Annotated in this window: 23 protein-coding genes and 1 riboswitch; of the genes, 12 read left to right on the top strand and 11 right to left on the bottom strand. The window is 73.7% G+C overall.

Features of this window, described 5'->3' with window-relative positions:
• The first annotated feature begins 3 nt into the window (after window positions 1-3).
• The 5 genes from gcvT to Q6350_RS04045 all read left to right on the top strand — a co-directional run bounded on the left by gcvT (window position 4) and on the right by Q6350_RS04045 (window position 3,103).
• Window positions 4-1,158, top strand: coding sequence for a glycine cleavage system aminomethyltransferase GcvT (gene gcvT, locus Q6350_RS04065; RefSeq protein ID WP_304602942.1), 1,155 nt, complete (start codon window positions 4-6; stop codon window positions 1,156-1,158).
• Window positions 1,159-1,205: 47 nt separating this feature from the next.
• A complete protein-coding gene (gene gcvH / locus Q6350_RS04060) occupies window positions 1,206-1,574 on the top strand; it encodes a glycine cleavage system protein GcvH (protein WP_171246722.1) in 369 nt (122 codons plus the stop codon).
• A 270-nt stretch (window positions 1,575-1,844) separates the two neighbouring features.
• Complete coding sequence (locus Q6350_RS04055; RefSeq protein ID WP_304602941.1) at window positions 1,845-2,078, top strand: LuxR C-terminal-related transcriptional regulator; 234 nt, start codon at window positions 1,845-1,847, stop codon at window positions 2,076-2,078.
• A gap of 118 nt (window positions 2,079-2,196) precedes the next feature.
• Window positions 2,197-2,610 carry a (deoxy)nucleoside triphosphate pyrophosphohydrolase gene (locus Q6350_RS04050; protein WP_171246724.1) on the top strand — a complete coding sequence of 138 codons (414 nt, stop codon included), beginning with the start codon at window positions 2,197-2,199 and terminating at the stop codon, window positions 2,608-2,610.
• A gap of 106 nt (window positions 2,611-2,716) precedes the next feature.
• Window positions 2,717-3,103 (top strand): glyoxalase/bleomycin resistance/extradiol dioxygenase family protein, encoded by a 387-nt coding sequence (locus Q6350_RS04045; RefSeq protein ID WP_304602940.1) that lies wholly within the window; start codon window positions 2,717-2,719, stop codon window positions 3,101-3,103.
• Between the two features lie 13 nt (window positions 3,104-3,116).
• On the opposite strand, the gene Q6350_RS04040 is transcribed toward Q6350_RS04045, so the two are convergent.
• Window positions 3,117-3,713, bottom strand: a complete 597-nt coding sequence (locus Q6350_RS04040; protein ID WP_305065378.1) for an AAA family ATPase — start codon at window positions 3,711-3,713, stop codon at window positions 3,117-3,119.
• A gap of 50 nt (window positions 3,714-3,763) precedes the next feature.
• Here Q6350_RS04040 and Q6350_RS04035 point away from each other — a divergent pair, with 50 nt between their 5' ends.
• Window positions 3,764-4,327 carry an MOSC domain-containing protein gene (locus Q6350_RS04035; RefSeq protein ID WP_305065376.1) on the top strand — a complete coding sequence of 188 codons (564 nt, stop codon included), beginning with the start codon at window positions 3,764-3,766 and terminating at the stop codon, window positions 4,325-4,327.
• 62 nt (window positions 4,328-4,389) lie between these two features.
• Window positions 4,390-4,608: a hypothetical protein gene (locus Q6350_RS04030; RefSeq protein ID WP_171246728.1), complete on the top strand. Its 219-nt coding sequence runs from the start codon at window positions 4,390-4,392 to the stop codon at window positions 4,606-4,608.
• Window positions 4,609-4,698: 90 nt separating this feature from the next.
• Here the strand turns inward: Q6350_RS04030 and Q6350_RS04025 are convergent, their stop codons facing one another.
• The 4 genes from Q6350_RS04025 to Q6350_RS04010 all read right to left on the bottom strand — a co-directional run bounded on the left by Q6350_RS04025 (window position 4,699) and on the right by Q6350_RS04010 (window position 10,102).
• Window positions 4,699-5,199, bottom strand: a complete 501-nt coding sequence (locus tag Q6350_RS04025) for an FBP domain-containing protein (protein ID WP_304602937.1) — start codon at window positions 5,197-5,199, stop codon at window positions 4,699-4,701.
• A gap of 264 nt (window positions 5,200-5,463) precedes the next feature.
• The gene (gene metE / locus Q6350_RS04020) at window positions 5,464-7,905 is read right to left on the bottom strand and encodes a 5-methyltetrahydropteroyltriglutamate--homocysteine S-methyltransferase (RefSeq protein ID WP_305065373.1); all 2,442 of its coding nucleotides are present in this window, start codon (window positions 7,903-7,905) and stop codon (window positions 5,464-5,466) included.
• 89 nt (window positions 7,906-7,994) lie between these two features.
• Window positions 7,995-8,960, bottom strand: coding sequence for a methylenetetrahydrofolate reductase (locus Q6350_RS04015; RefSeq protein ID WP_370375359.1), 966 nt, complete (start codon window positions 8,958-8,960; stop codon window positions 7,995-7,997).
• A gap of 68 nt (window positions 8,961-9,028) precedes the next feature.
• A riboswitch (SAM riboswitch) is annotated at window positions 9,029-9,136 on the bottom strand.
• 63 nt (window positions 9,137-9,199) lie between these two features.
• Entirely contained in the window at window positions 9,200-10,102 is a 903-nt protein-coding gene (locus Q6350_RS04010) for an NADP-dependent oxidoreductase (protein WP_305065370.1), read from the bottom strand.
• Window positions 10,103-10,206: 104 nt separating this feature from the next.
• Between Q6350_RS04010 and Q6350_RS04005 the strand changes: the two genes are divergently transcribed.
• Both Q6350_RS04005 and Q6350_RS04000 read left to right on the top strand, forming a co-directional pair.
• A complete protein-coding gene (locus Q6350_RS04005) occupies window positions 10,207-11,397 on the top strand; it encodes an NYN domain-containing protein (RefSeq protein WP_304606470.1) in 1,191 nt (396 codons plus the stop codon).
• A gap of 47 nt (window positions 11,398-11,444) precedes the next feature.
• Complete coding sequence (locus Q6350_RS04000; RefSeq protein WP_304602932.1) at window positions 11,445-12,092, top strand: 1-acyl-sn-glycerol-3-phosphate acyltransferase; 648 nt, start codon at window positions 11,445-11,447, stop codon at window positions 12,090-12,092.
• 75 nt (window positions 12,093-12,167) lie between these two features.
• Here Q6350_RS04000 and Q6350_RS03995 read toward each other — a convergent pair whose 3' ends face one another.
• Window positions 12,168-13,289, bottom strand: coding sequence for an App1 family protein (locus tag Q6350_RS03995; protein ID WP_304606471.1), 1,122 nt, complete (start codon window positions 13,287-13,289; stop codon window positions 12,168-12,170).
• A 77-nt stretch (window positions 13,290-13,366) separates the two neighbouring features.
• On the opposite strand from Q6350_RS03995, the gene Q6350_RS03990 reads away from it, so the two are divergent.
• Window positions 13,367-13,825 (top strand): hypothetical protein, encoded by a 459-nt coding sequence (locus Q6350_RS03990; RefSeq protein ID WP_304602930.1) that lies wholly within the window; start codon window positions 13,367-13,369, stop codon window positions 13,823-13,825.
• Window positions 13,826-13,855: 30 nt separating this feature from the next.
• Window positions 13,856-14,326: a hypothetical protein gene (locus Q6350_RS03985; RefSeq protein ID WP_304602929.1), complete on the top strand. Its 471-nt coding sequence runs from the start codon at window positions 13,856-13,858 to the stop codon at window positions 14,324-14,326.
• Here Q6350_RS03985 and Q6350_RS03980 read toward each other — a convergent pair.
• Window positions 14,302-14,880, bottom strand: a complete 579-nt coding sequence (locus tag Q6350_RS03980) for a DNA-3-methyladenine glycosylase I (protein ID WP_304602928.1) — start codon at window positions 14,878-14,880, stop codon at window positions 14,302-14,304. The two genes, Q6350_RS03985 and Q6350_RS03980, sit on opposite strands and share 25 nt — an antisense overlap.
• A 38-nt stretch (window positions 14,881-14,918) precedes the next feature.
• A complete protein-coding gene (locus Q6350_RS03975) occupies window positions 14,919-15,440 on the bottom strand; it encodes an O-acetyl-ADP-ribose deacetylase (RefSeq protein ID WP_171246739.1) in 522 nt (173 codons plus the stop codon).
• A 70-nt stretch (window positions 15,441-15,510) separates the two neighbouring features.
• Here Q6350_RS03975 and Q6350_RS03970 point away from each other — a divergent pair, with 70 nt between their 5' ends.
• Entirely contained in the window at window positions 15,511-16,815 is a 1,305-nt protein-coding gene (locus Q6350_RS03970) for a DUF2254 domain-containing protein (protein WP_304606472.1), read from the top strand.
• A 62-nt stretch (window positions 16,816-16,877) separates the two neighbouring features.
• On the opposite strand, the gene Q6350_RS03965 is transcribed toward Q6350_RS03970, so the two are convergent.
• From Q6350_RS03965 to Q6350_RS03955, 3 genes are all read right to left on the bottom strand, one after another.
• Window positions 16,878-17,108: a PspC domain-containing protein gene (locus Q6350_RS03965; RefSeq protein WP_171246750.1), complete on the bottom strand. Its 231-nt coding sequence runs from the start codon at window positions 17,106-17,108 to the stop codon at window positions 16,878-16,880.
• A gap of 75 nt (window positions 17,109-17,183) precedes the next feature.
• On the bottom strand, window positions 17,184-21,800 hold the full coding sequence (gene hrpA, locus Q6350_RS03960; protein ID WP_305065364.1) for an ATP-dependent RNA helicase HrpA: 4,617 nt from the start codon (window positions 21,798-21,800) through the stop codon (window positions 17,184-17,186).
• Window positions 21,801-21,836: 36 nt separating this feature from the next.
• On the bottom strand, window positions 21,837-22,223 hold the full coding sequence (locus Q6350_RS03955; protein WP_305065362.1) for a hypothetical protein: 387 nt from the start codon (window positions 22,221-22,223) through the stop codon (window positions 21,837-21,839).
• Window positions 22,224-22,316 lie beyond the last annotated feature (93 nt).

Genomic DNA, 22,316 nt, shown 5'->3' with positions numbered 1-22,316 from the left:
ATCATGACCACGATCAAGTCGCCGCTCCACGACGAGCACGTCGCGCTGGGCGCCCACCTGACCGAGTTCGGCGGCTGGGACATGCCGCTGCGCTACACCTCCGACCTCGCCGAGCACCGGGCGGTCCGCGAGGCGGCCGGTCTGTTCGACCTGTCGCACATGGGCGGGATCAGCGTCACCGGCCCGGAGGCCGCCGCCTTCCTCGACCACGCACTGGTCGGCAACTTCTCCGCCCTGCGGCCGATGCGGGCGCGCTACACCATGATCTGTGCCGACGACGGGGGAGTGCTGGACGACCTGATCGTTTACCACAACGGCACCGACGAGTACTTCGCCGTGCCCAACGCGGCGAACGCGGACACCGTGCTCGTGGCCCTGCTGGAGCGCGCTGCCGGCTTCGACGTCGCCGTGCGGGACATCTCCGCGGGTCTCGCCCTGATCGCCGTGCAGGGTCCGCGCGCCGAGGAGATCCTCCGAGAGGTCCTCACCGAGGACGCCGAGATCTCCGGCGGGACGTCGCTGGACGACCTGCGCTACTACGCCTGCCTCGGCATGCGGTTCGGCGAGGAGAGCGTGCTCGTCGCCCGCACCGGGTACACGGGCGAGGACGGGTTCGAGATCTGGGTCGACGCCCCGCACGCGGTGGCGCTGTGGCGTGCCCTGCTCGCCGCCGGCGAGCCCTACGGCCTGGTGCCGGCCGGGCTCGCGGCCCGCGACTCGCTGCGCCTCGAGGCCGGCATGCCGCTGTACGGGAACGAGCTCGACACGACCACGACGCCGTACGACGCCGGCGCGGGCCGTATCGTCAAGCTCGACAAGACCTCCGAGGACGGCACGCCGCTGGAGTTCGTCGGGCGCGACGCGCTCGCCGCCCGCAGCGAGGCCGACCCGGAGCGCGTCCTGGTCGGCCTGCGCGGCACCGGACGCCGCCCGGCCCGGTCCGGGTACGCCGTCGTGCGCACCACCGACGACGGCGAGGTCGGCGAGCAGGTGGGGACCGTGACCTCCGGCGTGCCGTCGCCCACGCTCGGCCACCCGATCGCGATGGCGTACGTGCGCCCGGAGGTCGCCGCCGAGGGGACCGAGCTCGCCGTCGACGTGCGCGGACGCGCCGAACCGTTCGTCGTCACCGCGATGCCGTTCTACCGTCGCGGCTGACCCCGCCGCGCGGTCCGAGAACCAGCCACCCACCGAGGAGACCCAGCATGGCCGACTACCCCAGCAACCTGCGCTACTCCGTCGAGCACGAGTGGATCGACGACGGCACCCCGGCGACCGTGGGCGTGACCTCCTACGCCGTCGAGGCGCTCGGAGACGTCGTGTACCTCGAGCTGCCCGAGGTGGGCGCCGAGATCGAGGCCGGCAGCGTCGTCGGCGAGATCGAGTCCACCAAGTCCGTCTCCGAGCTCTACACGCCCGTGTCCGGGAAGGTCGTCGAGGTCAACGAGACCGCCGTCGACGACCCGGCACTGGTCAACACCGAGCCGTTCGGCGCGGGCTGGCTGTTCAAGATCGAGGTGTCGGGCGAGGGCCAGCTGCTCAGCGCCGAGGAGTACGCGCAGCACGCAGGCTGAGGTGCTCCGGACCGGGGCCGCGGGCGCTGTGACCAAATCGTGATGATCGGACACCTGCCCGCGGCACCCGGCCTCGAGGACGTGGTGACCTGCGACGACGTGACCGCGCTCCCGCCCGTGACGCCGTGACGGTGCCCGATGACGGCGTCCGCGCAGACTTCTTCGCCGTGATCCGCGTCATGATCGTCTTCCGTTCCCCTCTCACATCCATGACGGCAGATCCCCAGGTCGATCGTCAGCGATCGGCGGCCGTCGTGGAGGAGCGGAACGATGAGTGCCATTCAACTCGAGCGGCCGACGCTCAAGCCGACCCTGACGCGTCGTGAGCAGGTCGTGCTGTCGAACCTGTCCGAGGACGTCACGCTGGAGCAGATCGCCAGCAAGCTGTTCGTCACGCGCAACACCGTGAAGTCTCAGGTGCGCAGCGTCTACCGCAAGCTCGGCGTCTCGACGCGGGCCGACGCGGTGGCCTGGGCCCGCCGGGCGGGCATCCGGTCCAGCTGAGGCGTCGGCACCGGACGCCCTGCCCCCTATCGGGGGATGTCGTGGGCAGGGCGGGCACGTCGACGGAATGTGACCTCCGCGACGGCGTCGTCGTCGCCGCGGGTGACACACTCGCGCCATGACTCGTCGACTCGTCGTGGCCGCTGCGATCGTCGATGCCTTCGACCGGCCCACCCGGCTGCTCGCGGCACGCCGGACCCGTCCCGCGGCCATCGCGGGACGTTGGGAGTTCCCCGGGGGCAAGGCCGAGCCGGGGGAGCACCCGGTCGACGCCCTGCACCGCGAGCTGCACGAGGAGCTCGGGGTGCGGGTGGAGCTCGGCGACGAGGTCGTGGGGCCCGACGACGGCGGTTGGATCATCACGGACCGGCACGTCCTGCGGCTCTGGCTCGCCTCGGTGGCCACCGGCTTCCCGCGGCCCCTGATCGAGCACGACGAGCTGCGCTGGTTGGACGCCGGCTCGCTGTGGGAGGTCGACTGGCTCGACGGCGACGTCCGGATCGTCGAGGAGCTCGCCGGGCGGATCGCCTAGCCCCCTCACGGTGTGCGCCGCGTTGCGTCCCCGGGCGCATCGACGACACTGGTGCCGACGACGGAGTCGGCCCGAGGAGGTCACCGTGGTGCCGAGGACGACGCCGGTGTCTTCAGCCCTCTACCTCAGCTACACCGACGCGCCCGCCGGGATCGCCTGGCTGGAGCACCTGGGGTTCCGCACCGTCGCGCGGCAGGACGACGCGGACGGCGGCGTCGTGCACAGCGAGCTCGTGCGTGACGGTGTCGTGCTCATGGTCGCGACGGCGGACGCCGACTACGGTCGCCTCCCGGTGCGGGGCATCTCCGTCGGGCAGGGCCTGTACCTGGTGAGCGACGACGTCGACGCGCTCGCCGCGCGTGCCGTCGAGGCGGGTGGCACGCTCCTCGTCGCACCGGAGGACACCGGGTGGGGCAGTCGTCGTGCCCGGGTGCTCGACCCGGAGGGGCACGAGTGGTCGTTCGGGACGTACGCGCCCGGCGCCGAGGCGTGAGGCCGCGCGGCTCTCAGGACCGGCGGTCGGCGTCGCGACGCGGCGGCGGGACCGGACGGCCGACCCGTCCCGCGAGCTCGGCCAGCCAGCGCTCGACGTCGTCCTGGCTCCGCAGCCGGACCACCGTCAGGTGCGGCGCGACCTCCGCCACGTGCGACGCGAGTCCCCGGAACCCGTGACGGGTGCGCCAGGCCCAGCGCACGATGTGGTCCGGGTCGCCGACGAACGTGCGCAGCGGTGGTTCGTGGTTGCCGTTCCACAGCTCGGTCCCGCGGACCCGACGCCGCACGGTCCGGGTGACCACGCGCCGCATCCGGACGCGGACCGGCATGTCGAGCCACACCAGCAGCTCCGCCCGTTCGAGGAGCAGCGGTCGCACCGCGCGGTACTGCCACTCCGTCACCCAGGACTCCCCGGCGACCAGGCGCTCGACGTCGGTGACGAACGCGGGTCGCGGCGTCCATCCCGGGCCGTGGTAGAGCCCGTCGAGCTCGGTGTGCGTGATGCCGAGCAGCGTCGAGATCCGACCCGCCAGGGTCGACTTCCCGGCGCCCGAGGTCCCGGCCACGAGGACGCGGCGGGGGAGGGCGGGCGGCGCGTCGGCGGGCATCCCGCCAGGTTAGCGGGGTCCCGTCGCCCGGATGCTGCCGGACTCGGGGCATGACGGCGTACGACTACCCGGTCGTGATCGAGCACCTGCTCGTGTCCCCCGAGCACGCCTACTTCGGGCGTCCCCGCGAGGGTGCGGCGGACGTCCCGACGACGGACCGCGCCGAGGCCGAGGTCGTGGCGGGTCGGGGGATCGTGGGCGACCGGTTCTACGGCAAGGCCGCCCACATGGACGCCGCGGTGACGGTGTTCGCGGCCGAGGCCCTCGAGGAGATCGCTCGCGAGCTCGGCACGGGCCCGCTCGACCCGTTGCTGACCCGGCGCAACGTAGTGCTGCGCGGCGCCGAGCTGGCACCGCTGATCGGGCAGGAGTTCGAGATCCGCTCCCGCCGCTCGGCCGTGACGCTGCGCGGCGGCCGGCCGGCCCACCCCTGCGCCTGGATGGACCGCATGCTGGCGCCCGGCGTGCACGCCGCGATGCGGGGACGTGGGGGAGTGCGGTGCATGCCGGTCACGGACGGTGTGCTGCACCGGGGACCCGCCGTGCTGGTCAGCCCGGTGGAGCTCGACCCGGCTCGCGCCGGCGAGGCGGTACGGCGCCCGCGGCTGCCGTGACGCCGTCGTCGACCTGGACCGGCCGCCGATGCCGGGGACGCCCGGCGGGCTAGGCTGGTCCCATGAGCGACTTCCAGGTCAACCGAGCCCCGCAGAACGACGCCCCCGGGGCGATGCTCGGGCGCGTCATCGTGTCCTTCGTGCTGTTCGTCGCGGGGCTCGTCCTCATCGGCGTCGGCGCCACGGCCGACCCCTCGCTCGCCCCGTTCGTCTTCACCGGTGGGATCGTCGCGGTCGGGCTGGCGTTCGGCCTGCCGATGATCGGCGGCAGCGAGCGCTGAACAGGAGCGCACCACCTCGGCTGTGGGCATGAGATCTGCAGACCGGAGCGGTCCGGGACTGCGGATCTCATGCCCACAGCCGTGAGCGGGTCAGGCGGTGCTGCGGACCTGCTCGACGAACGCGGTCACGCGCGAGCCCAGGCCCGCGACGCGCCGCTCGACGACGGCGGCGCGGGCCGCGTCGTCGTCGGACCCCGCCTCGGCCAGGGTCGGCCGACGCCGCGCGTTGCGTGAGCACCGGAAGTCCGTGCAGATCAGCGTGCCGATGGTGTTGCCCTTCCGTCCGGACGCCCCGCCCCGTCGGGCGACGAACAGAGCGACGTCGCCGGGGTCGCCGGCGTGCTCGCACCAGGCGCACATCGCCGAGCGCCGGGCGCTGGTCTCGGGGGCGCGCAGGATGATGCCGGTCGGCGCGCCGTCGATCTCGGCCACGACATAGGCGGCCAGGGGCTGCTTGCGGTCGCGCCAGCCGAGGAACTCGAGGCGGTCCCACCGCTGGGCGTCGAGGTCCGGGGGGAGCATACGCTGGCGTTCGCTGCGGGTGGCGTTGACGAGGGCAGCACGGAGCTGCTGCTCGGTGAGGGGAGTCATGGGGTGCCTTCGGTCGGCGGGGGAGTGGGCAGGCTGACGCCGGGCCCTCACGCCGACCGGGCGGTCAGCGGCGAGGGACCCGGTGGGTGGCGTCGGCCGAGCAGGCCTGCACGGCCACCCCGCTCCCCGTGACGCGCTGCATCACTCGCTCCTCGACTCCGGTCCCGGCCCACCGGTCGGCGGGCCGGGACCGATGCTGGCACAGCATCCCGGCCGCGTCCAGGTCATTCGACCGTGCGACCGTCCGGCGGAACCCCGGTGCGATCAGAGGCCGGCCCGCACCGTCCGCGCGGCTTCCACGAGGTGCCGCAGCGACGGCTCCACCTCCGCGTACCCGCGGGTCTTGAGGCCGCAGTCCGGGTTCACCCAGACCAGGCCCGGGTCGATCGCCGACGTCGCCAGCCCCAGCAGCTCGGTGACCTCGGTGGTCGACGGCACCCGCGGGGAGTGGATGTCGTAGACGCCGGGGCCGACCCCGCGCGCGTACCCGGCCTCGTGCAGCTCGGGGACGACCTCCATCCGCGACCGGGCCGCCTCGATCGAGGTCACGTCGGCGTCGAGCCCGTCGATCGCGCCGATGATCTCGCCGAACTCCGAGTAGCACAGGTGCGTGTGCACCTGGGTCGACGACGCGGCACCCGCCGTCGCCAGACGGAACGCCCCCACCGACCAGTCGAGGTAGGCCGGCTGGTCGGTCCGCCGCAACGGCAGCAGCTCGCGCAGCGCCGGCTCGTCCACCTGGACGACGGCGGTGCCCGCGGCCTCGAGGTCGGTCACCTCGTCGCGCAGGGCGAGCGCCACCTGGCGGGCGGTGTCGCCGAGCGGCTGGTCGTCGCGGACGAAGGACCAGGCCAGGATCGTCACCGGTCCGGTGAGCATGCCCTTGACCGGGCGCGCGGTGAGCGACTGGGCGTAGCGGGTCCACTCCACCGTCATCGGGGCGGGCCGCGTGACGTCGCCCCACAGGATCGGCGGGCGCACGCACCGCGACCCGTACGACTGCACCCAGCCGAGGTCCGTCGTCGCGAACCCGTCCAGCAGCTCGGCGAAGTACTGGACCATGTCGTTGCGCTCCGGCTCACCGTGCACCAGCACGTCCAGGCCGATGTCCTCCTGCAGCGCGATCACCCGGGCGATCTCGTCCCGCATCGCGGCGCGGTACGCGTCGTCGGCCAGCTCGCCCTTCGCCCACGCCGACCGCGTGCGGCGGATCTCGGCCGTCTGCGGGAACGAACCGATCGTCGTCGTCGGCAGCGGCGGCAGGTCGAGGCTCTCGCGCTGGGCGGCGACGCGTCCCGCGTGATCACCCCGGGCGAAGTCCGTCGCGGACAGCGCGGCGAGCCGCTCCCGGACGGCGGGGACGACGACGCCGGTCGCGGCGGCCCGGTCGGCCAGCGCGGCGCTCGCCTCCTCGAGCTCGGCGCGCACCGCGTCCGGCCCGTCGGTCAGGGCCCGGGCGAGCGTCGTCACCTCGCCGACCTTCTGGTCGGCGAACGCCAGCCAGCGGCGCAGCGCCTCGGTCCGCCCGGCCCGCTCGGCGGCGGGGCCGGACCAGGTCTCGTCGTCGACGTCGTGCGGCACGTGCAGCAGGGACGTCGACGTGCCGACGGCCAACGACCGGGCGCCGAGCCCGCGCAACGCCTCGAGCGTGCCCCGTCGCGCAGCGAGGTCGGTGCGCCAGACGTTGTGCCCGTCGACGACACCGGCCACCAGCGTCTTCGTGCCCAGGCCCGGGACCGAGCCGTCGGGGGCGGAGCCCCTCGGCACCGCACCCTGGACCAGGTCGATCGCGATGGCGTCGACGTCCGTCCCGGCCAGCAGCGCGAGCCCGTCCCGGGCCGGTCGGCCGTCGGCGCCCGGGGCGGCCAGCCCGCCGAACGGCGCGGCCACGAGGAGGCGCGGTCGCTCGGGCACGGTGTCCAGCGCGTCGTCCGCCGACGCGGGTGCCAGACCGGTCGCCAGCTCCCGGTAGGCCCGGGCGATCGCGGCGTCGACCCGCTCCGGGTCGGCGTCCACCGAGTCCGTCACCAGCACGGGCTCGTCGAGCTGCACCCACGGGACGCCGACGGCGGCGAGGGCCCGCAGCAGCTCGGCGTACGCCGCGACGACGTCGTCGAGCCGGTCGAGCGGGTGGAACCCGTCGCCCGCGTCGTCGGCCGCCTTCGACAGCGCCAGGAAGGTCACGGGTCCCACGAGCACCGGCCGCGTGGTGACCCCGGCCTCCTTCGCCTCGGCGTACTCGCGCACGACGCGGTGGTCGGCGAAGGAGATCGGTGTCGTCTCGCTGATCTCGGGGACCAGGTAGTGGTAGTTCGTGTCGAACCACTTGGTCATCTCCAGCGGGGCGTCCTCGCCGCGTCCGCGGGCGACGGTGAAGTAGCCGTCGAGGTCGAGGGAGCCGTCGTCGGCGTCCAGGAGGTCCCGGAACCGGGCCGGGACGGCGCCGAGCAGGGCGACGACGTCGAGCACCTGGTCGTAGTACGAGAACGAACCCGGGACGGAGCCGTCCTCGGGGTCGAGACCGAGCGCGACGAGCCGCTGCACGGTCTCGCGGCGCAGGGTGCCGGCCGCGACCTCGAGGTCGACGGCGTCCGTGCGGCCGGCCCAGTACGCCTCGACGGCGCGCTTGAGCTCACGGCGGCGGCCGATCCGGGGGTAGCCGAGGATGGTGCCGCCGGGGAACGGGGTGGTGGTCGGAACGGTCATGAGCAGTCCTTTCGCGGGCTCCGGGACGCGTGGTGGGGACGACGGGGCTCCCCGGGACGCGGGTGCGTCCCGGGCAGCGGTCCGTCCCCTCAGAGCGCGGCCGGTGCGGGGGTCGGGATGCTCGGTACCCACGGCCTGCCGGCCAGGTCGGCGTCGTCGACGGGGACGGACGCCGGACCGCCGAGGTGGACACCCTCGAGCAGGTCCAGAGCGGGACGGTGCTTGTTGAACGTGTACACGTGCAGACCGGGCGCGCCGGCGTCGAGCACCCGTTGGGCGAGCTCGGTGCCGTACGCGGTCCCGTAGGCGTACTGCGCCTCCGGGTCCGGCCGGGAGTCCAGCGCGTCCAGCAGGTGCTGGGGCGCACGGACGCCGGTGAGCTCCTCGACGCGACGGAGCCGGCGCGGCTCGGTCGTGGGCAGCAGCCCGGCGAGGATCGGGATCGTCACACCGGCCGCGCGGGCCTCGGCGACGAAGTCGGTGTAGGAGTCGGCCTGGTAGAAGAACTGGGTGACGGCGAAGGACGCGCCGGCCTGCTGCTTCTCCAGCAGGCGCCGGACCTCCTGGGCACGGGTCGTGCCGGCCTGGACGTTGCCGTCGGGGAACGCGGCCACGGCGATCGTCAGCGGGCGGGCGGCGCCGCGGACGGCGGCAGCCGGGTCGGTGGCGCACCGCCGGGCCTCGACCTCCCGCAGCAGGTGCACGAGCTCGACGGCCGAGTGGACGCCGCCGGCGGGCGGTCGCCAGTCGGGCTGGTCCCGCGGCGGGTCGCCGCGCAGCGCGAGGAAGGATCGCACCCCGGCCTCGAGGAACTCGTCGACGACCTCCGAGACGTTCTCCCGCGAGGCGCCGACGCAGGTCAGGTGCGCGATCGGCAGCACGGGCGTGCCGGCGAGGAGTCGGGAGACGACGTCGCGGGCGGTGTCCCGGTCCCCGCCGCCCGCGCCGTAGGTCACCGACACGAAGTCCGGGCGCGCGGCGACGAGCCGACGGGCGGTCTCCCAGAACTTCGGGGCGGCGTCGGGTCGCCGCGGCGGCATGAGCTCGAAGCTCACCGTCGGGCGGGACGGTTCCGGGCGCGGCGGCGCGGGGAGATGCGGGGATGCCTCGGCGACCATGCGTCACTCCATCGGGCCTGGTGTTGAGCACCTTCGTCCTCGGGAGGCTTCCGTCGGAGAACGGGTTGCTGCGGCGTCGTCGAGCCAGGACTCTCGGCCGCTCTGGATGGCTTGTCGGGGTCCGACCCTACGCGCTGTTCAGCCTGCGGACAAGCGATGTCGCATGATGAGACGTGTCAGGGGGTGAGGACGACCTTGCCCCCGCCACGGCCGCTCTCGACCAGCGCGTGGGCGCGTGCCGCGTCGTCGAGCCGCAGGACCTCGCCGAGCGTCGTGGTGAGCTCGCCCCGCGCGAGGGAGGTGACGTCCTCGGCCAGCTCGTCGGGGTCGCGCCGGGCCCCGGAGCTGAAGGTGATCCCGAGGTCGGAGGCCGCCGGGTCCGCGATGGTGACGATGCGCTCCGTCCCGCCGCGCAGCGTGATCGAGTCGGGCAGGACGCCCGCGCCGGTGGTGTCCAGGACCGCGTCGACGCCCGACGGTGCCAGGTCCCGCACCCGCTCGACGAGGCCCGGCCCGTACGTGGTCGGCGTGGCGCCGAGCGCCGCGACGCGGTCCTGGTTCGCCGGCGAGGCGGTGCCGATCACCGTCGCCCCCCGGCGTCGGGCGAGCTGCACGGCGAGCTCGCCCACCGACCCGGACGCGCCGTGCACGAGCAGGGTCTCGCCGTCGGTCACCCCGAGCACGCGCAGGACTCGGTGCGCGGTCTCCGCCGAGACGGGCACCGTGACGGCACGGGCGGGGTCGAGGCCGTCCGGGACGAGCGCGAACGTGGAGGTCAGGGCCAGCTCGGCGTACCCGCCCGTGTCGGCGAACCCGACGACCCGGTCACCGGGCCGCACGCCCGTCACGTCGTCGCCCACGGCGTCCACGACACCCACGACCTCCAGCCCCGGCACGGCGGGGAACTCCGGCAGGGGAACACCGGGGATCCGGGCGGCGCGGGTCTTGAGGTCCCAGCCGTTGACGGCCGCGGCCTCGACCCGCACGCGGACCTGGCCGGCGGCCGGTTCCGGTGCCGGGACGTCGGCGAGGTGCAGGACCTCGGGTCCGCCGAGCTCGGTGAACACGATCGCGCGCACGGGTACCTCCTGGGGCTGTGGACCTGCCGGTCCGTCGAGCGTCTCACGTCGGCTCCGGCCGTCCCGGGGCGACCCCCGGCTCGCGCGGGGCATAGTGTGGCGCCATGGAACGTGAAGAGCGCCTGGCCGTCTTCCTCGACTACGAGAACCTGGCGCTCGGCGCCCGGGAGCACCTGGGTGGGATGCAGTTCGACTTCGGTCCGATCGCGGACGCCCTGGCCGTGCGCGGCCGGGTCGTGACCCGCCGGGCGTACGCCGACTGGTCCTACTTCGACGAGGACCGCCGCATGCTGACCCGCCACCAGGTCGAGCTCATCGAGATGCCGCAGCGCATGGGGGCGTCGCGCAAGAACGCCGCCGACATCAAGATGGTCGTCGACGCGATCGAGATGGCGTTCGAACGCGACTACATCACCACGTTCGTCATGTGCACCGGCGACTCGGACTTCTCCCCGCTGGTCACCAAGCTGCGCGAGCTCGACAAGAACGTCATCGGCGTCGGCGTGGAGAAGTCCACGTCCCGCCTGCTGCCGGGGGCCTGCGACGAGTTCCTCTTCTACGACCGGCTCGAGGGCGTCGACGTGCCCGACGAGGCCGAGCAGTCCGCGCGCAAGAAGTCGTCGGGCAGGAAGTCCGGCGCCGCCACGGGGGCGACGGCTCGTGGCGGCCGACGGACCACGACCCCGACCACGGCCGCCGAGGCCATCGAGGCCCCGGCATCGGGCGCGAAGAGCCGACGCAAGAAGGCCGAGCCGGCGCCCGAACCGGCGCCGCAGGCCTCCTTGGCGCCCGAGGTCGACGAGGACGACACCCCCGCCGGCGAACCGCCGAGCATGGAGGTCAAGGTCGCCCAGACGCTCGCCGGGCTGCAGGCCTCCTCGTCCGGCTCCGTCACGGCGTCCCAGCTCAAGCGCACGCTGGTGCGCAAGGAGCCGACGTTCACCGAGTCCGACTACGGGTTCCGGACGTTCACGGAGTTCCTGCGCTACCTCGCCGACCGAGACTTCGTCGTGCTGTCCGAGGGACCGTCGACGGGTGACCCCGTGGTCGAGCTGCCCGCGCAGCCGGACAGCGCCCACGCGTTCGACCTGCTGCGGGTCGTCGTCGGCGAGGCCGGGGACAGCACGCCGCTGTCCGGGCTGAAGAACCTGCTGCGCAAGCAGCGTCCGGACTTCTCCGAGAAGGCACTCGGCTACCGGGGCTTCCTGCAGTTCTGCCGCGGTGCGGAGGAGGCGGGTGCCGTGAAGCTGGCCTGGGACGACGACGCCGAGGACTACCTCGTCAGCCTCGGCTGAGACGCCGACGCGGACGGTCGCCGGACCGGCTCGGGCACAATAGGCCGGTGACCTACCGCGTCCTCAAGCTGATCCTGTCGCTCCTGGTGTACGTGTTCCTGCGGCCCCGGGTCACGGGGCTGCACCACGTGCCGCGACGCGGGCCGGTCATCCTCGCGAGCAACCACCTGTCGTTCATCGACTCGATCATCATCCCGCTGGTGACCCCGCGGCACGTCACGTTCATCGCGAAGGCCGAGTACTGGACCGGTCGGGGGCTCAAGGGGCGCGTCTACCGCTGGTTCTTCACCACCATGGGTCACATCCCCGTGGACCGCGAGGACCCCCGTGCCGGACAGCGCTCCCTGCAGGACGCCCTGCTGGTGCTGCAGCGCGGGGACGCGTTCGGGATCTACCCCGAGGGGACCCGATCCCGCGACGGCCGGCTGCACAAGGGGCACACGGGTGTGGCCTGGCTGGCGCTGGCCGGACCCGCGCCGATCGTGCCGGTGGCGCTGCGCGGGACCGACCGGGTCCAGCCGGTCGGCCGGCGCCTGCCCCGTCCGTACCGGGGGATCCAGGTCGACTTCGGGACCCCGATCGCGCCGCAGCGGCAGCTCCCCGCCGGCATGCGGCCGGCGCAGGCCCGCCGCGAGCTCACCGACGAGGTCATGGCCTCGATCCACGCCATGAGCGGCCAGGAGCTCGGCGCCTGACCACCGGCAGCCGGCCGGCCGCATCCCGGCCCGAGTCAGTACCAGGCTCGGCGAGTCAGCACGGCACCGCGCGACTCAGTCCCGGAGCACCCCGGGCACCCGGCCGAGACCCCGCGCGAGGACGGTGCCGTCCTCGCCCCGGATCACCGGTGTCGGGGCCGCCGCGTCGTCCAGCGGGTCCGTCGTCCCGGACGCGGGGTCGGTGACCGGGGCGCGGTCCGCCCCGGCGACCTGCCGGATCGCGACAGCGGCGATCCGGTCCGGCCACCGGTCGACGGCTTCCGCGTAGATCTCCGGGTCGTGCTGCCCGTTGTCCCCGACGAGCAGCCAGCGCACGTGCGGGAACCACGACATGAGCAGGTCGAGGCTGGCGGCCTTGTGCTCCCGGCCGCTGCGGAACCACCCGGTGAGCGTCGGCCCCCAGTCGGTCAGCAGCATCGGCCCGGCGGGGTAGTCCTCCCGCGCGAGGAACGCCCGCAGCGCCCCGGCCGTGTTCCAGGCGCCGTTGGAGACGTAGAAGAACGCGCCCGCGGGATGGGTCTCCTCGAGCTCCCGGTACAGCGCCGCCATGCCGGGCACCGCGCGGCGGGAGCCCGCCCGGCGCACGAACGTGTTCCAGGTGGCCAGGAGCGGACGGGGGACACCGGTGACCAGCGTCGTGTCGTCGATGTCGCTGACGACGCCGAACCGTGTCTCCGGGCCGAGGACCAGCACGGGGGCGGGTACCTCCGGTCCGTCCGGCGACCCCAGGCTGGACAGCTCGGCCTCCTGCAGCCCGGCCGGCAACGGCTCCCGGGAGGGCAGGTCCAGCTCGAGGTCGACGTACCCGGACCGGTCGGTCACGTCCTCGACCTCGTGCCCACCGATCCGGACCCGGACCGGGCTGTCGGGGGCCGGCACCGTGAGGAAGTGCCGGAACCCGCGGCGCAGCGGCCGTCGCTCGTCGCGCCGGGACGCGCCGGCCGGGGCCAGGAGCATCCGGGCCAGCACCCGGACCCGTTCGGGCGAGCCGTACCCGGTGTACACCTGGAACCGGGGACGCCAGCCGAAGCGGCGCAGCACGCGGCCCGCGACGGCGTAGAGGCGGTCCTCGACGACGGCGGCCAGGTGGGGGCGCTGGGACGGGTGCGCCGTCGGGGTGGCGCGCAGGTCGTCGTGGGGGGCTCCGGTCACCGCGTCCTGCGAGAACTCATCCATGGCGTCATTCGACCAGGTCGGAGCCGTCCGCGCGCGTTGCGCTGCACCGTCGCGGCGCCGGTGCGACGATCGGCGGCATGGACCTCGCCGAGCTCACCAGGCCGACCCCCACCTCGCTGCCCCGGACGATCGCCCGACTCTGGCTCGGCACGGCCCTGCTCGGCGCCGGCGTCGCGCACCTCACCGTGGCCCGGGAGGAGTTCCAGGCCCAGGTGCCGGGATGGTTCCCGGTCGACGAGGACGTCACGGTGCTGGCCTCGGGCGTCGTCGAGATCGTCATCGGCGGGTCCCTGGTCGCCCTGTCCCGGTGGAAGGTCGCGGTGGGGCTCGTCGCGGCGGCCTTCTTCGTCGTGATCTTCCCCGGCAACGTGGCGCAGTGGCTCGAGCACAGGGACGGCTTCGGCCTGGACACCGACGCCAAGCGCTTCGGCCGGCTGTTCTTCCAGCCGGTGCTCGTGGCGCTGGCCCTGTGGTCGACCGGGGCCTGGTCCGCGGCGCGACGGGCCCTGCGCGACGGCCGGGGTTCCGAGGGGTGAGCAGCGGGCAGCCGTGCCTAGCATGCAGCGATGAGTGACACCGACCTGCCCGACGGCGAGCACACGACGCCCCCCGGTGTCTCCGACGCCACGGTCGAGGCGCTCGGCGCGCTGAGCGAGGCGTTGGAGACGGTCGAGCGCGCCCGTGGGCACCTGTACACCTTCCACCAGCTCACCGGCGAGGCGGACCTGGCGCTCGGCGCCGCTGTCGACCAGCTCCGCGAGGCCGGGCACGACGAGGTGGCGCGGCGGATCGCCGACGACCTCGTCGGCCGCAACGTGCTCCCGGGCCGCTGGACCTTCCAGATCGTCGAGGAGTACGACGACGGGTACTGGCAGGTGTTCCGCGACCACGAGCGGCGTGCCCGCGAGGAGCTCGCCGGAGGTGTGCGGCACCTCGCCGAGGCACGGATGAAGCAGGACCGCCGGACCGCCGGGCACCCGGGGCACGAGGTGTCACCGGGGGACGCCGAGCGCTATCGCCCGGACGCGACCCCCTGACCGGTGACGACGGGGCACGTGGCCAGGTGGTCGTCGACCAGCCCGCACGCCTGCATGGCCGCGTACGCCGTCGTCGGCCCGAAGAACCGGAACCCCTCGGCCTTGAGGGCCTTCGCCAGGGCGACCGACTCCGGTGTCGTGGCGGGGACCTCGGCGTGCGTCGCGGGGCGCTCGTCCCGCGGCGGCGGGGCGAAGGACCAGAACAGCTCGTCGAGGCTCCGGCCCGCCGCGTGCAGGGCGACGACGGCCCTGCCGTTCGCGACCGTCGCCTCGATCTTGGCCCGGTTGCGCACGATGCGGGCATCCGACATCAGCCGCTCCACGTCGTCCGGCGTCATGGCCGCGACCGCTGCCGGTTCGAAGCCGAGGAAGACCTCACGGAACGCCTCGCGCTTGCGCAGGATCGTCAGCCACGACAGTCCCGACTGGAACCCCTCCAGCGCGATGCGTTCGAGCAGGGCGCTCTCCCCGTGCACGGGGAGACCCCACTCGGTGTCGTGGTACTCCGCGTAGAGCGGGTCGCCGTCGCCGAAGCATCGTGCAGCCGTGGTCATGCCCGCAGCCTGCCGCACGCCACCGACGTCCGCCCGGCTCATCCGTCCAGGGCGCGGGCGAAGGCCGCTCGGACCTCCGCGCTGAACAGCACGAACCGCACCTCGTGGAGCGCTGCCGGGTTCTCCTCGTCCCAGACCCGCACGGTCTCGACCGCGATCCGCGCGACGTCCTCCGCGTCCCAGCCGAAGACGCCGGCGCCGATCGCCGGGAACGCGACCGTGCGGGACGCGGCGTCCGCCGCGAGTCCGAGGGACGTGCGGAAGCAGGAGGAGAGCAGCTCGGGGTCGGTCTCGCCCCGGTGCCGGTTCGGGCCGACGGTGTGGACCACCCAGTCGGCCCGCAGGTCGAACCCCGGTGTCACGACGGCGTCGCCCACCCCGAGCCCCTCGGGCAGGGTCGTACGGCGCAGCTCGCGACAGGCCTCCAGCAGCCGCGGCCCGGCGGCGGCGTGGATGGCGCCGTCCACGCCGCCGCCGCCCAGCAACGAGGAGTTGGCCGCGTTGACGATCGCGTCCACCGCGGCGGTGGTGATGTCACCCTGCTCGTGCGTGATCCTCATGTCGTCCTCCTGGGATCGGGCCGCCGTCGCCTTCTTCGACCGTACTCCGTCGCCCGGCTACGGTGAGCCCATGATCAGCGCCTGGTTGTCCCGTGCGCGGGAGTCCTTCTGGTTCCTGCCCGCCGTGCTCGGAGCGGTCGCGCTCGTGACCGCCAGGGCGATGGTCGTCGTCGACCGGACCCTGCAGGATGCCGGGATCACCCTGACGCTGCTGGACTCCCTCAGCGCCGACGGAGGGCGGGCGGTCCTCACCGCCATCGCGGGGTCGGTCCTGACCGTGGCCGCGACGTCCTTCTCGATCACGATCTCGGTCATGGCCACCACGTCCTCGGTGTACGGGCCGCGGCTCGTGCGCAACTTCATGGCGGACCGCGCGAACCAGTGGGTGCTGGCGACCTTCACCGCGACGTTCCTGTACGCCCTCGTCGTGCTGGGCGACATCCAGCCGCAGGGGTCCGGGGAGTCCGTCCCGACCCTCGCCATCCACCTCGCGATCGTCCTGGCCGTCGTCAACGTCGCCGTGCTGGTGTTCTTCATCCATCACATCGCGCAGTCCGTCCAGGTGACCACGTTGGAGCAGCGGGTCCGGCACGAGCTCGAGACGGCCGTGGACCGGGTGTTCCCGGCCGACCCCGCCGACCACCAGGTCACGGCCGACGCCGAGCTCGACGGACCGCCGCAGGTGCGGGCGAACGGGAGCGGTCACGTCGAGCACGTCGATCTCGCCGGGCTGGTGCGGAGCGCGAAGGCCTGCGACGGGCGGATCGAGCTCGTCGTCGGCCCCGGGGACCACGTGATCGAGGGCGAGCCGCTCGCCCGCGTGCGGGGCGACCTGGACGGCCTGACCGACGCCGTGCGCACCGGGGTCGTCCTCGGACCGGCCCGGACCCCGCACCAGGACGTCGGCTTCGCCGTGCAGGACCTCACGGAGATGGCCGTCCGTGCGCTGTCCCAGGGTGCCAACGACCCGTACACGGCCGCCTCGGCGCTGGACGCGCTGGGCAACGGGCTCGTCCGGGTCGTGTCCCGGGAGCCGGCGCCGCGCGGGCGGACCGACGCGGACGGCACGGTGCGCCTCGTCGTCCCGTGGCCGACGGCGGAGGAGCTCGTCCGGTCGGTCGTGACCGCGCTGCGGACCTACGGGGTGGACGCGCCGGTCGCGCTCGATGCGCTGCTGCGGCTGCTCGAGCGTCTCGAGGAGGCCGCGGAACGGTCCGCGGTGCGCGAGGCGATCCGCGAGCAGGTCGAGGTGCTGCGCGCGGCCTACGTGGCGAGCGAACCCCTGGACGCGGACGCCACCCCCGTGCTCGAGCGGATGGACGCGCTGCAGGGGCGGCTCGGCGCGGCGTCGGGCCTGTCGACCTCCGAGCGATGAGCCGCGGGCCGGTCGGCGGCCGGTGACCGGGCGGCGACCGCGTCCCGCTGGTCAGCCCCCGGTCAGGCCGCGAACGCCTTGCGCTCGTCCGGCATGAGGATCCAGAACACGATGTACGCCAGCACCTGCGGGCCGGGGATGAAGATGGACGCGACGGTCAGGACCCGGACGAGGGTCCGGTCCCACCCGAAGTAGTCCGCGATGCCGGCGCACACGCCGCCGATGACTCGGCCCTGGCGGGGGCGGTAGAGCTTGCGGGAACTGGCTGCGGAGTCCTTCTGCGGATTGCTCATGGTCCGACCCTAGGCGGGACGACGACGCTCCGGCATCCGGGAACGCCCTGGTCCGACCCTGATCACGAGGTCCGCCTACCAGCCTCCGGGGGTGAGCACCTTGCGGATCCGCTTCTCGCTGACCGACCCGTCGGTGCCGAGCTGCTGGGCGAACAGCGAGACCCGCAGCTCCTCCAGCAGCCACCGGACCTCGGCCAGCTCGGCGGCGCGGGCCGGGTCGGCGGCCCCGGCGGCGTAGGCCTCGCGCGCCTTCTCGTACACGCCGGTGACGTCCTGGACGCGCCACGCCAGCTCGGCGTCGCGGTGGGGGTTCGCCTCGGCCTTCTCCAGCCGGTACGAGGCAGCGCGCAGGTAGCGCACGAGATGCGGCACGCGGCGCGGCGGGGTCGCGGAGACGAAACCGTCGTGGACCAGGCCCGCGACGTGCTCCCGGATGCCCTGGAGGGTGTTGAGCAGCGCGAGGGACGAGGACGCCTTGACCTCGCTCTCGACCGTCCGCCAGGCGGTGAGGGCGGCGACGACGTGGCCCACGACCCGGTGCACCTCGTCCTCCAGGTGCCGGCGCACGAACGCGAGGGCCTTCGCGTACGAGTCCGCATCACGAATCTGTACAGCAACGGGTCCGCCGGTCGGCGTCCCGGGAGCTTTGTCCTCGTCCGCGCTGGTCAGCGCGATGACGGCGGCGAGCTGCAGGTCGTCGACCAGGGCGTCGGTGTTCCGGTACGGGGCGGCCGCCAGCGTCAGCGACTGCTTCGCGGACCACCGCGAGGTGATGCGCCCGGTCGGCAGCGCCGTCTCGGACAGCAGCAGCCGGCGCACCCCGCGGGCGTGCGCTTCGTCCTGCTCCGCGGCGGCGGCCAGCACCCGCAGCGCCACCGACGGGGGCGAGCCCTTCGCCCCCGGCTCCTCGACCAGCGCGGGGTACCCCTGCACGACGACGCCCCCGCCGAGATCCGTGGACACCGTCCGGGGCAGCTCACCACCCGGCAGCTCCGGCCACGTGGTCAGCCCCGCCTGCTCCGCCACGACGGACCCAGCACCGGAAGCCCCGGCGCTGGTACCGCCGTCGGACCGCCCGGACCCGGACGAACCTGCGGAGCCGGGGGTCGGGGTGTCGGATGCGCCGCCGTCCAGCCGTAGCGGAGGGCTCCCCGGGGCCCGTGAGCGAGGCGGCGCGTCCGACGCCTCGACCCCGGGCGCTCCTGAGCGACCTGAGGTGGCCCGCGCCGCCTCCTCGAGCGCCACGCCGATCGCGCCCTTCACGGCCGACCGCACCGCCGCCTCCGCCTGCGGCGCGAGCTTCTTCTGCAGCGAGAGCAGGTCCTTCGACTCGTCGAGCACGACGGGACCGCTCGACCGCGCGGCGCCCCGTCCGCGCTGCTTCTTCCCGCCGGACCTCCGCCGTCGTCCGCCCCCGGCCGGCCCGCCGTCGCGTGCGCGGCCGTCGCCGTCCGGACCGGTGGTGTCCGCGGTGCCCTCGACGCGGAAGGTCATCCGCAGGTGCGCGGGCAGCCGCTCGACCCGCTCGGCGTCCCACACCTCGTCGGGGATCACGACGTCGCGCAGCGCCCGCACGGCCCGGGAGAACTCGACGTGGAACGGCGAGGCCATGTCGCCCGCCCGGGTCATGTCCTCCCAGGTGGGGGTGTTCTCCCGCAGCCAGCCGGCGACCGCGGCGCCGACGTCGGGTGCCGGCACGAGCTCGCGGCGCACGGCCTTGGGCAGCGACCGGATGGTGGCCGTGCACAGCTCGTCGAGCAGCCCGGGCACCATCCAGTCGAACCCGTCGGGGGAGACCCGGTTGAGGATCGACAGCGGGATGTGGACCGTGACGCCGTCGGCGTCGGTCCCGGGCTGGAACTGGTAGGTCAGCGGCAGGGTGACCTCGCCCTGGGTCCACGTCTCCGGGAACTCGGAGGTGTCCACCGCCTCGGCGTCGACGAGCTGGTCGAGCGTGAAGGTCAGCAGGTCCGGGTCGTCGCGGCGGGCCTTCTTCCACCAGGAGTCGAAGTGCCGGGCGCTGACCACGGACTCGGGGACCCGTTCGTCGTAGAACGCGTACAGGTCGTCCTCGGAGGCGACCAGCCCGCGCCGACGCGACCGCGCCTCGAGCTCCTCGGCCTCGGCGAGCAGCCGACGGTTCTCGGCGAAGAAGGCGTGGTGCGTGGTCCACTGCCCCTCGACCAGAGCGTGCCGGATGAACATCTCCCGTGCCGCCTCGGGATCGACCTTGCCGTACAGGATCTTGCGGTCCGCGACGATCGGGACGCCGTAGAGCAGCACCTTCTCCACGGCCACGGCGGCACCCTGCTTGGTCGACCAGTGCGGGTCGGAGTAGGTGCGTCTGGCCAGGTCGCCGGCGAGCTCCTCGGCCCACTCGGGCTGGATGCGCGCGACGTCGCGGGCCCACAGCCGGGACGTCTCGACGAGCTCGCCGGCCATGATCCACGCCGGCGGCTTCTTGCTCAGGGGGGAACCGGGGAAGATCGCGAACCGGGCGCCACGTCCGCCGAGGTACTCGTTCCGGGCCCGCTTGGCGGCCTGGCGCAACGCCCGCGCCCGGGCCTCCCCCCGCAGGTGTGCCACGGAGGACGCCTTGATCTCGCCGGTGTCCTGCATGCCGATCTGGGACAGCAGCCCGGACAGCAGCGCCCGGTGGATGGTGTCGCCGTCCCAGGGCCGCTTCCAGCTCTCCGCGTCCGGCGCCGCGCCGTCGGTCTCGGAGGGGCCGGTGGTGGCCGGGCGGTAGCGCATGTCGACGTCGAGCTGTTTCGCCATCTGCCGCAGCTGGGCGACGACGTCCTGCCACTCGCGCACCCGCAGGAAGTTGACGTACTCGCTCTTGCACAGCCGGCGGAAGGCCGAGGAGCCCATCTGGTGCTGCTGCTCGCGCAGGTACTCCCACAGGTTCAGATAGGTGAGGAAGTCCGACGTCGGGTCGGTGAACCGGGCGTGCGACTGGTCGGCCTGCTCGCGGGAGTCGGCGGGACGCTCCCGCGGGTCCTGGATCGACAGCGCCGCGGCGATGATGGCGACCTCGCGGGCGACGCCGAGCCGTGACCCCTCGAGGACCATCCGGGCGAGCCGCGGGTCCATGGGCAGCCGGGCCAGCCGGCGTCCGACGTCGGTGAGCCGGGTCTCCCCGTCGCGCAGGGTGAGGGCGCCGAGCTCGGCCAGCAGGTTCACGCCGTCGCGGACGGCGCGCGTGTCCGGGGGCTCGACGAACGGGAACCGTGCGACGTCGTCGGGGGAGCCGACCACGCCCACCGAGATCATCTGCAGCAGGACCGAGGCGAGCGAGGTGCGCAGGATCTCGGGCTCGGTGAACTCCGGGCGGTTCTCGAAGTCCTCCGGCGAGTACAGGCGGATCGCGATGCCGTCGGCCACGCGCCCGGACCGCCCGGAGCGCTGGTTCGCGGAGGCCTGGCTGATCGGCTCGATCGGGAGGCGCTGGACCTTGGTGGCCTTGGAGTACCGCGAGATGCGGGCGGTGCCCGGGTCGACGACGTAGTGGATGCCTGGCACCGTCAGCGACGTCTCGGCGACGTTCGTGGACAGCACGATGCGCCGGCCCGGGTGGGACTGGAACACACGGTGCTGCTCGGCGGACGACAGGCGCGAGTACAGCGGCAGGATCTCGACGTGGTCGGGGCGCTTCGGGTCGCGGACGCGTTCCTTCAGGTGCCCCTCGAGGGCGTCGGCGGCGTCGTGGATCTCGCGCTCGCCGGAGAGGAACACGAGGATGTCGCCGGACCCCTCGCGCATCAGCTCGTCGCAGGCCTCGACGATGCCGGTGACGAGGTCCTTCTCGTCACCGCCGGCCGCCTTCTTCTTCCCGGTGCCCTGCTCGGCGTCGGGCACCAGCGGGCGGTAGCGGATCTCGACCGGGTAGGTGCGGCCGGAGACCTCGACGACGGGGGCGGCGTCGGGCAGCGCCTCGACGACGGCGGGCGGTGCGCCACCGACCTCGGCCAGGTGGGCCGGGGAGAAGTGCGCGGCGAACCGCTCGGAGTCGATGGTCGCGGAGGTGATGACGAGCTTCAGGTCCGGGCGCCGGGGCAGCAGCCGGGACAGGTAGCCGAGCAGGAAGTCGATGTTGAGCGACCGCTCGTGCGCCTCGTCGATGACGATCGTGTCGTAGGCGAGCAGCTCCGGGTCCCGCTGGATCTGCGCCAGCAGGATGCCGTCCGTCATCACCTTGACCAGCGTCTCGTCGGACGAGGTGTCCGTGAACCGCACCTGGTAGCCGACGACACCGCCGAGCTCGACGTCGAGCTCCTCGGCCACCCGCTCGGCGACGGACCGCGCGGCGATGCGTCGGGGCTGCGTGTGCCCGATCTGCCCGGCCCGCCCGCGGCCCAGCTCGAGCAGGATCTTGGGCAGCTGGGTCGTCTTGCCGGACCCGGTCTCGCCGGCGACGACCACCACCTGGTGGTCGCGGATCGCCGCGGCGATGTCCTCGCGTCGGGCCGAGACGGGGAGCTGCTCCGGGTAGGTGATCTCCGGGACGACGACGGCGTCCCGGATCTCCGCGGCACGGTCGAGCTCGGCACGGCTCACACGGGTCGGTCCCGCGGTCCCGGCGCCGGGACCGCGCCCCTTCCCGCGGCCGCGGCGCCGCCGTCGGCTACCGCCCGTCGGGCGGCCAGGGTCGCCGACGGGCTGCGGGGCGGGGGAGGGCTCGGTGCTCACGACCTCTCATTGTCGCAAGAGACGCAAGCTGATTGATCAGACGCCGGACAGGACGCCCGACGACACGGTCATCTCGGTGCCCATCGTCCCGAACACGGCGATGAAGAACACGAGGTACCCGATCACCAGGAGCACGCCGATCGACGTGAAGATGATCGACAACCACAGCCCCCACTTGCCCAGGACGTTGTCGTAGCCGACCTTCTTCGAGTCCGACAGCGCCAGCGCGGACACGACGATGCCCGCCGGGGCGAACACGAACGCGAGCACGAAGCCGACGATCCCCATGACCTTGCCCGGGGGGTCCGGTGCGTACGGCGGCGGGTAGCCCGCCGGGGGATAGCCGGGCTGCGGCTGCCCGGGCTGCGGGTTCTCCGGCGGGGTCGGCTCGTCCGGCTGAGGCGGCTGGTACGGATCGCTCACCCCTCCAGTGTCACCGACCTCGCGGTTCGTCGCTCGACGTCCGCCGCCCCGGCGGACCGGGCGCCGGCTGATCCCGCAGACACCGGTCAGCAC

Source organism: Isoptericola sp. b515, from assembly GCF_030588125.1.
Lineage (GTDB): Bacteria > Actinomycetota > Actinomycetes > Actinomycetales > Cellulomonadaceae > Isoptericola > Isoptericola sediminis.
This window is presented reverse-complemented; position numbering and strand designations above follow the sequence as displayed.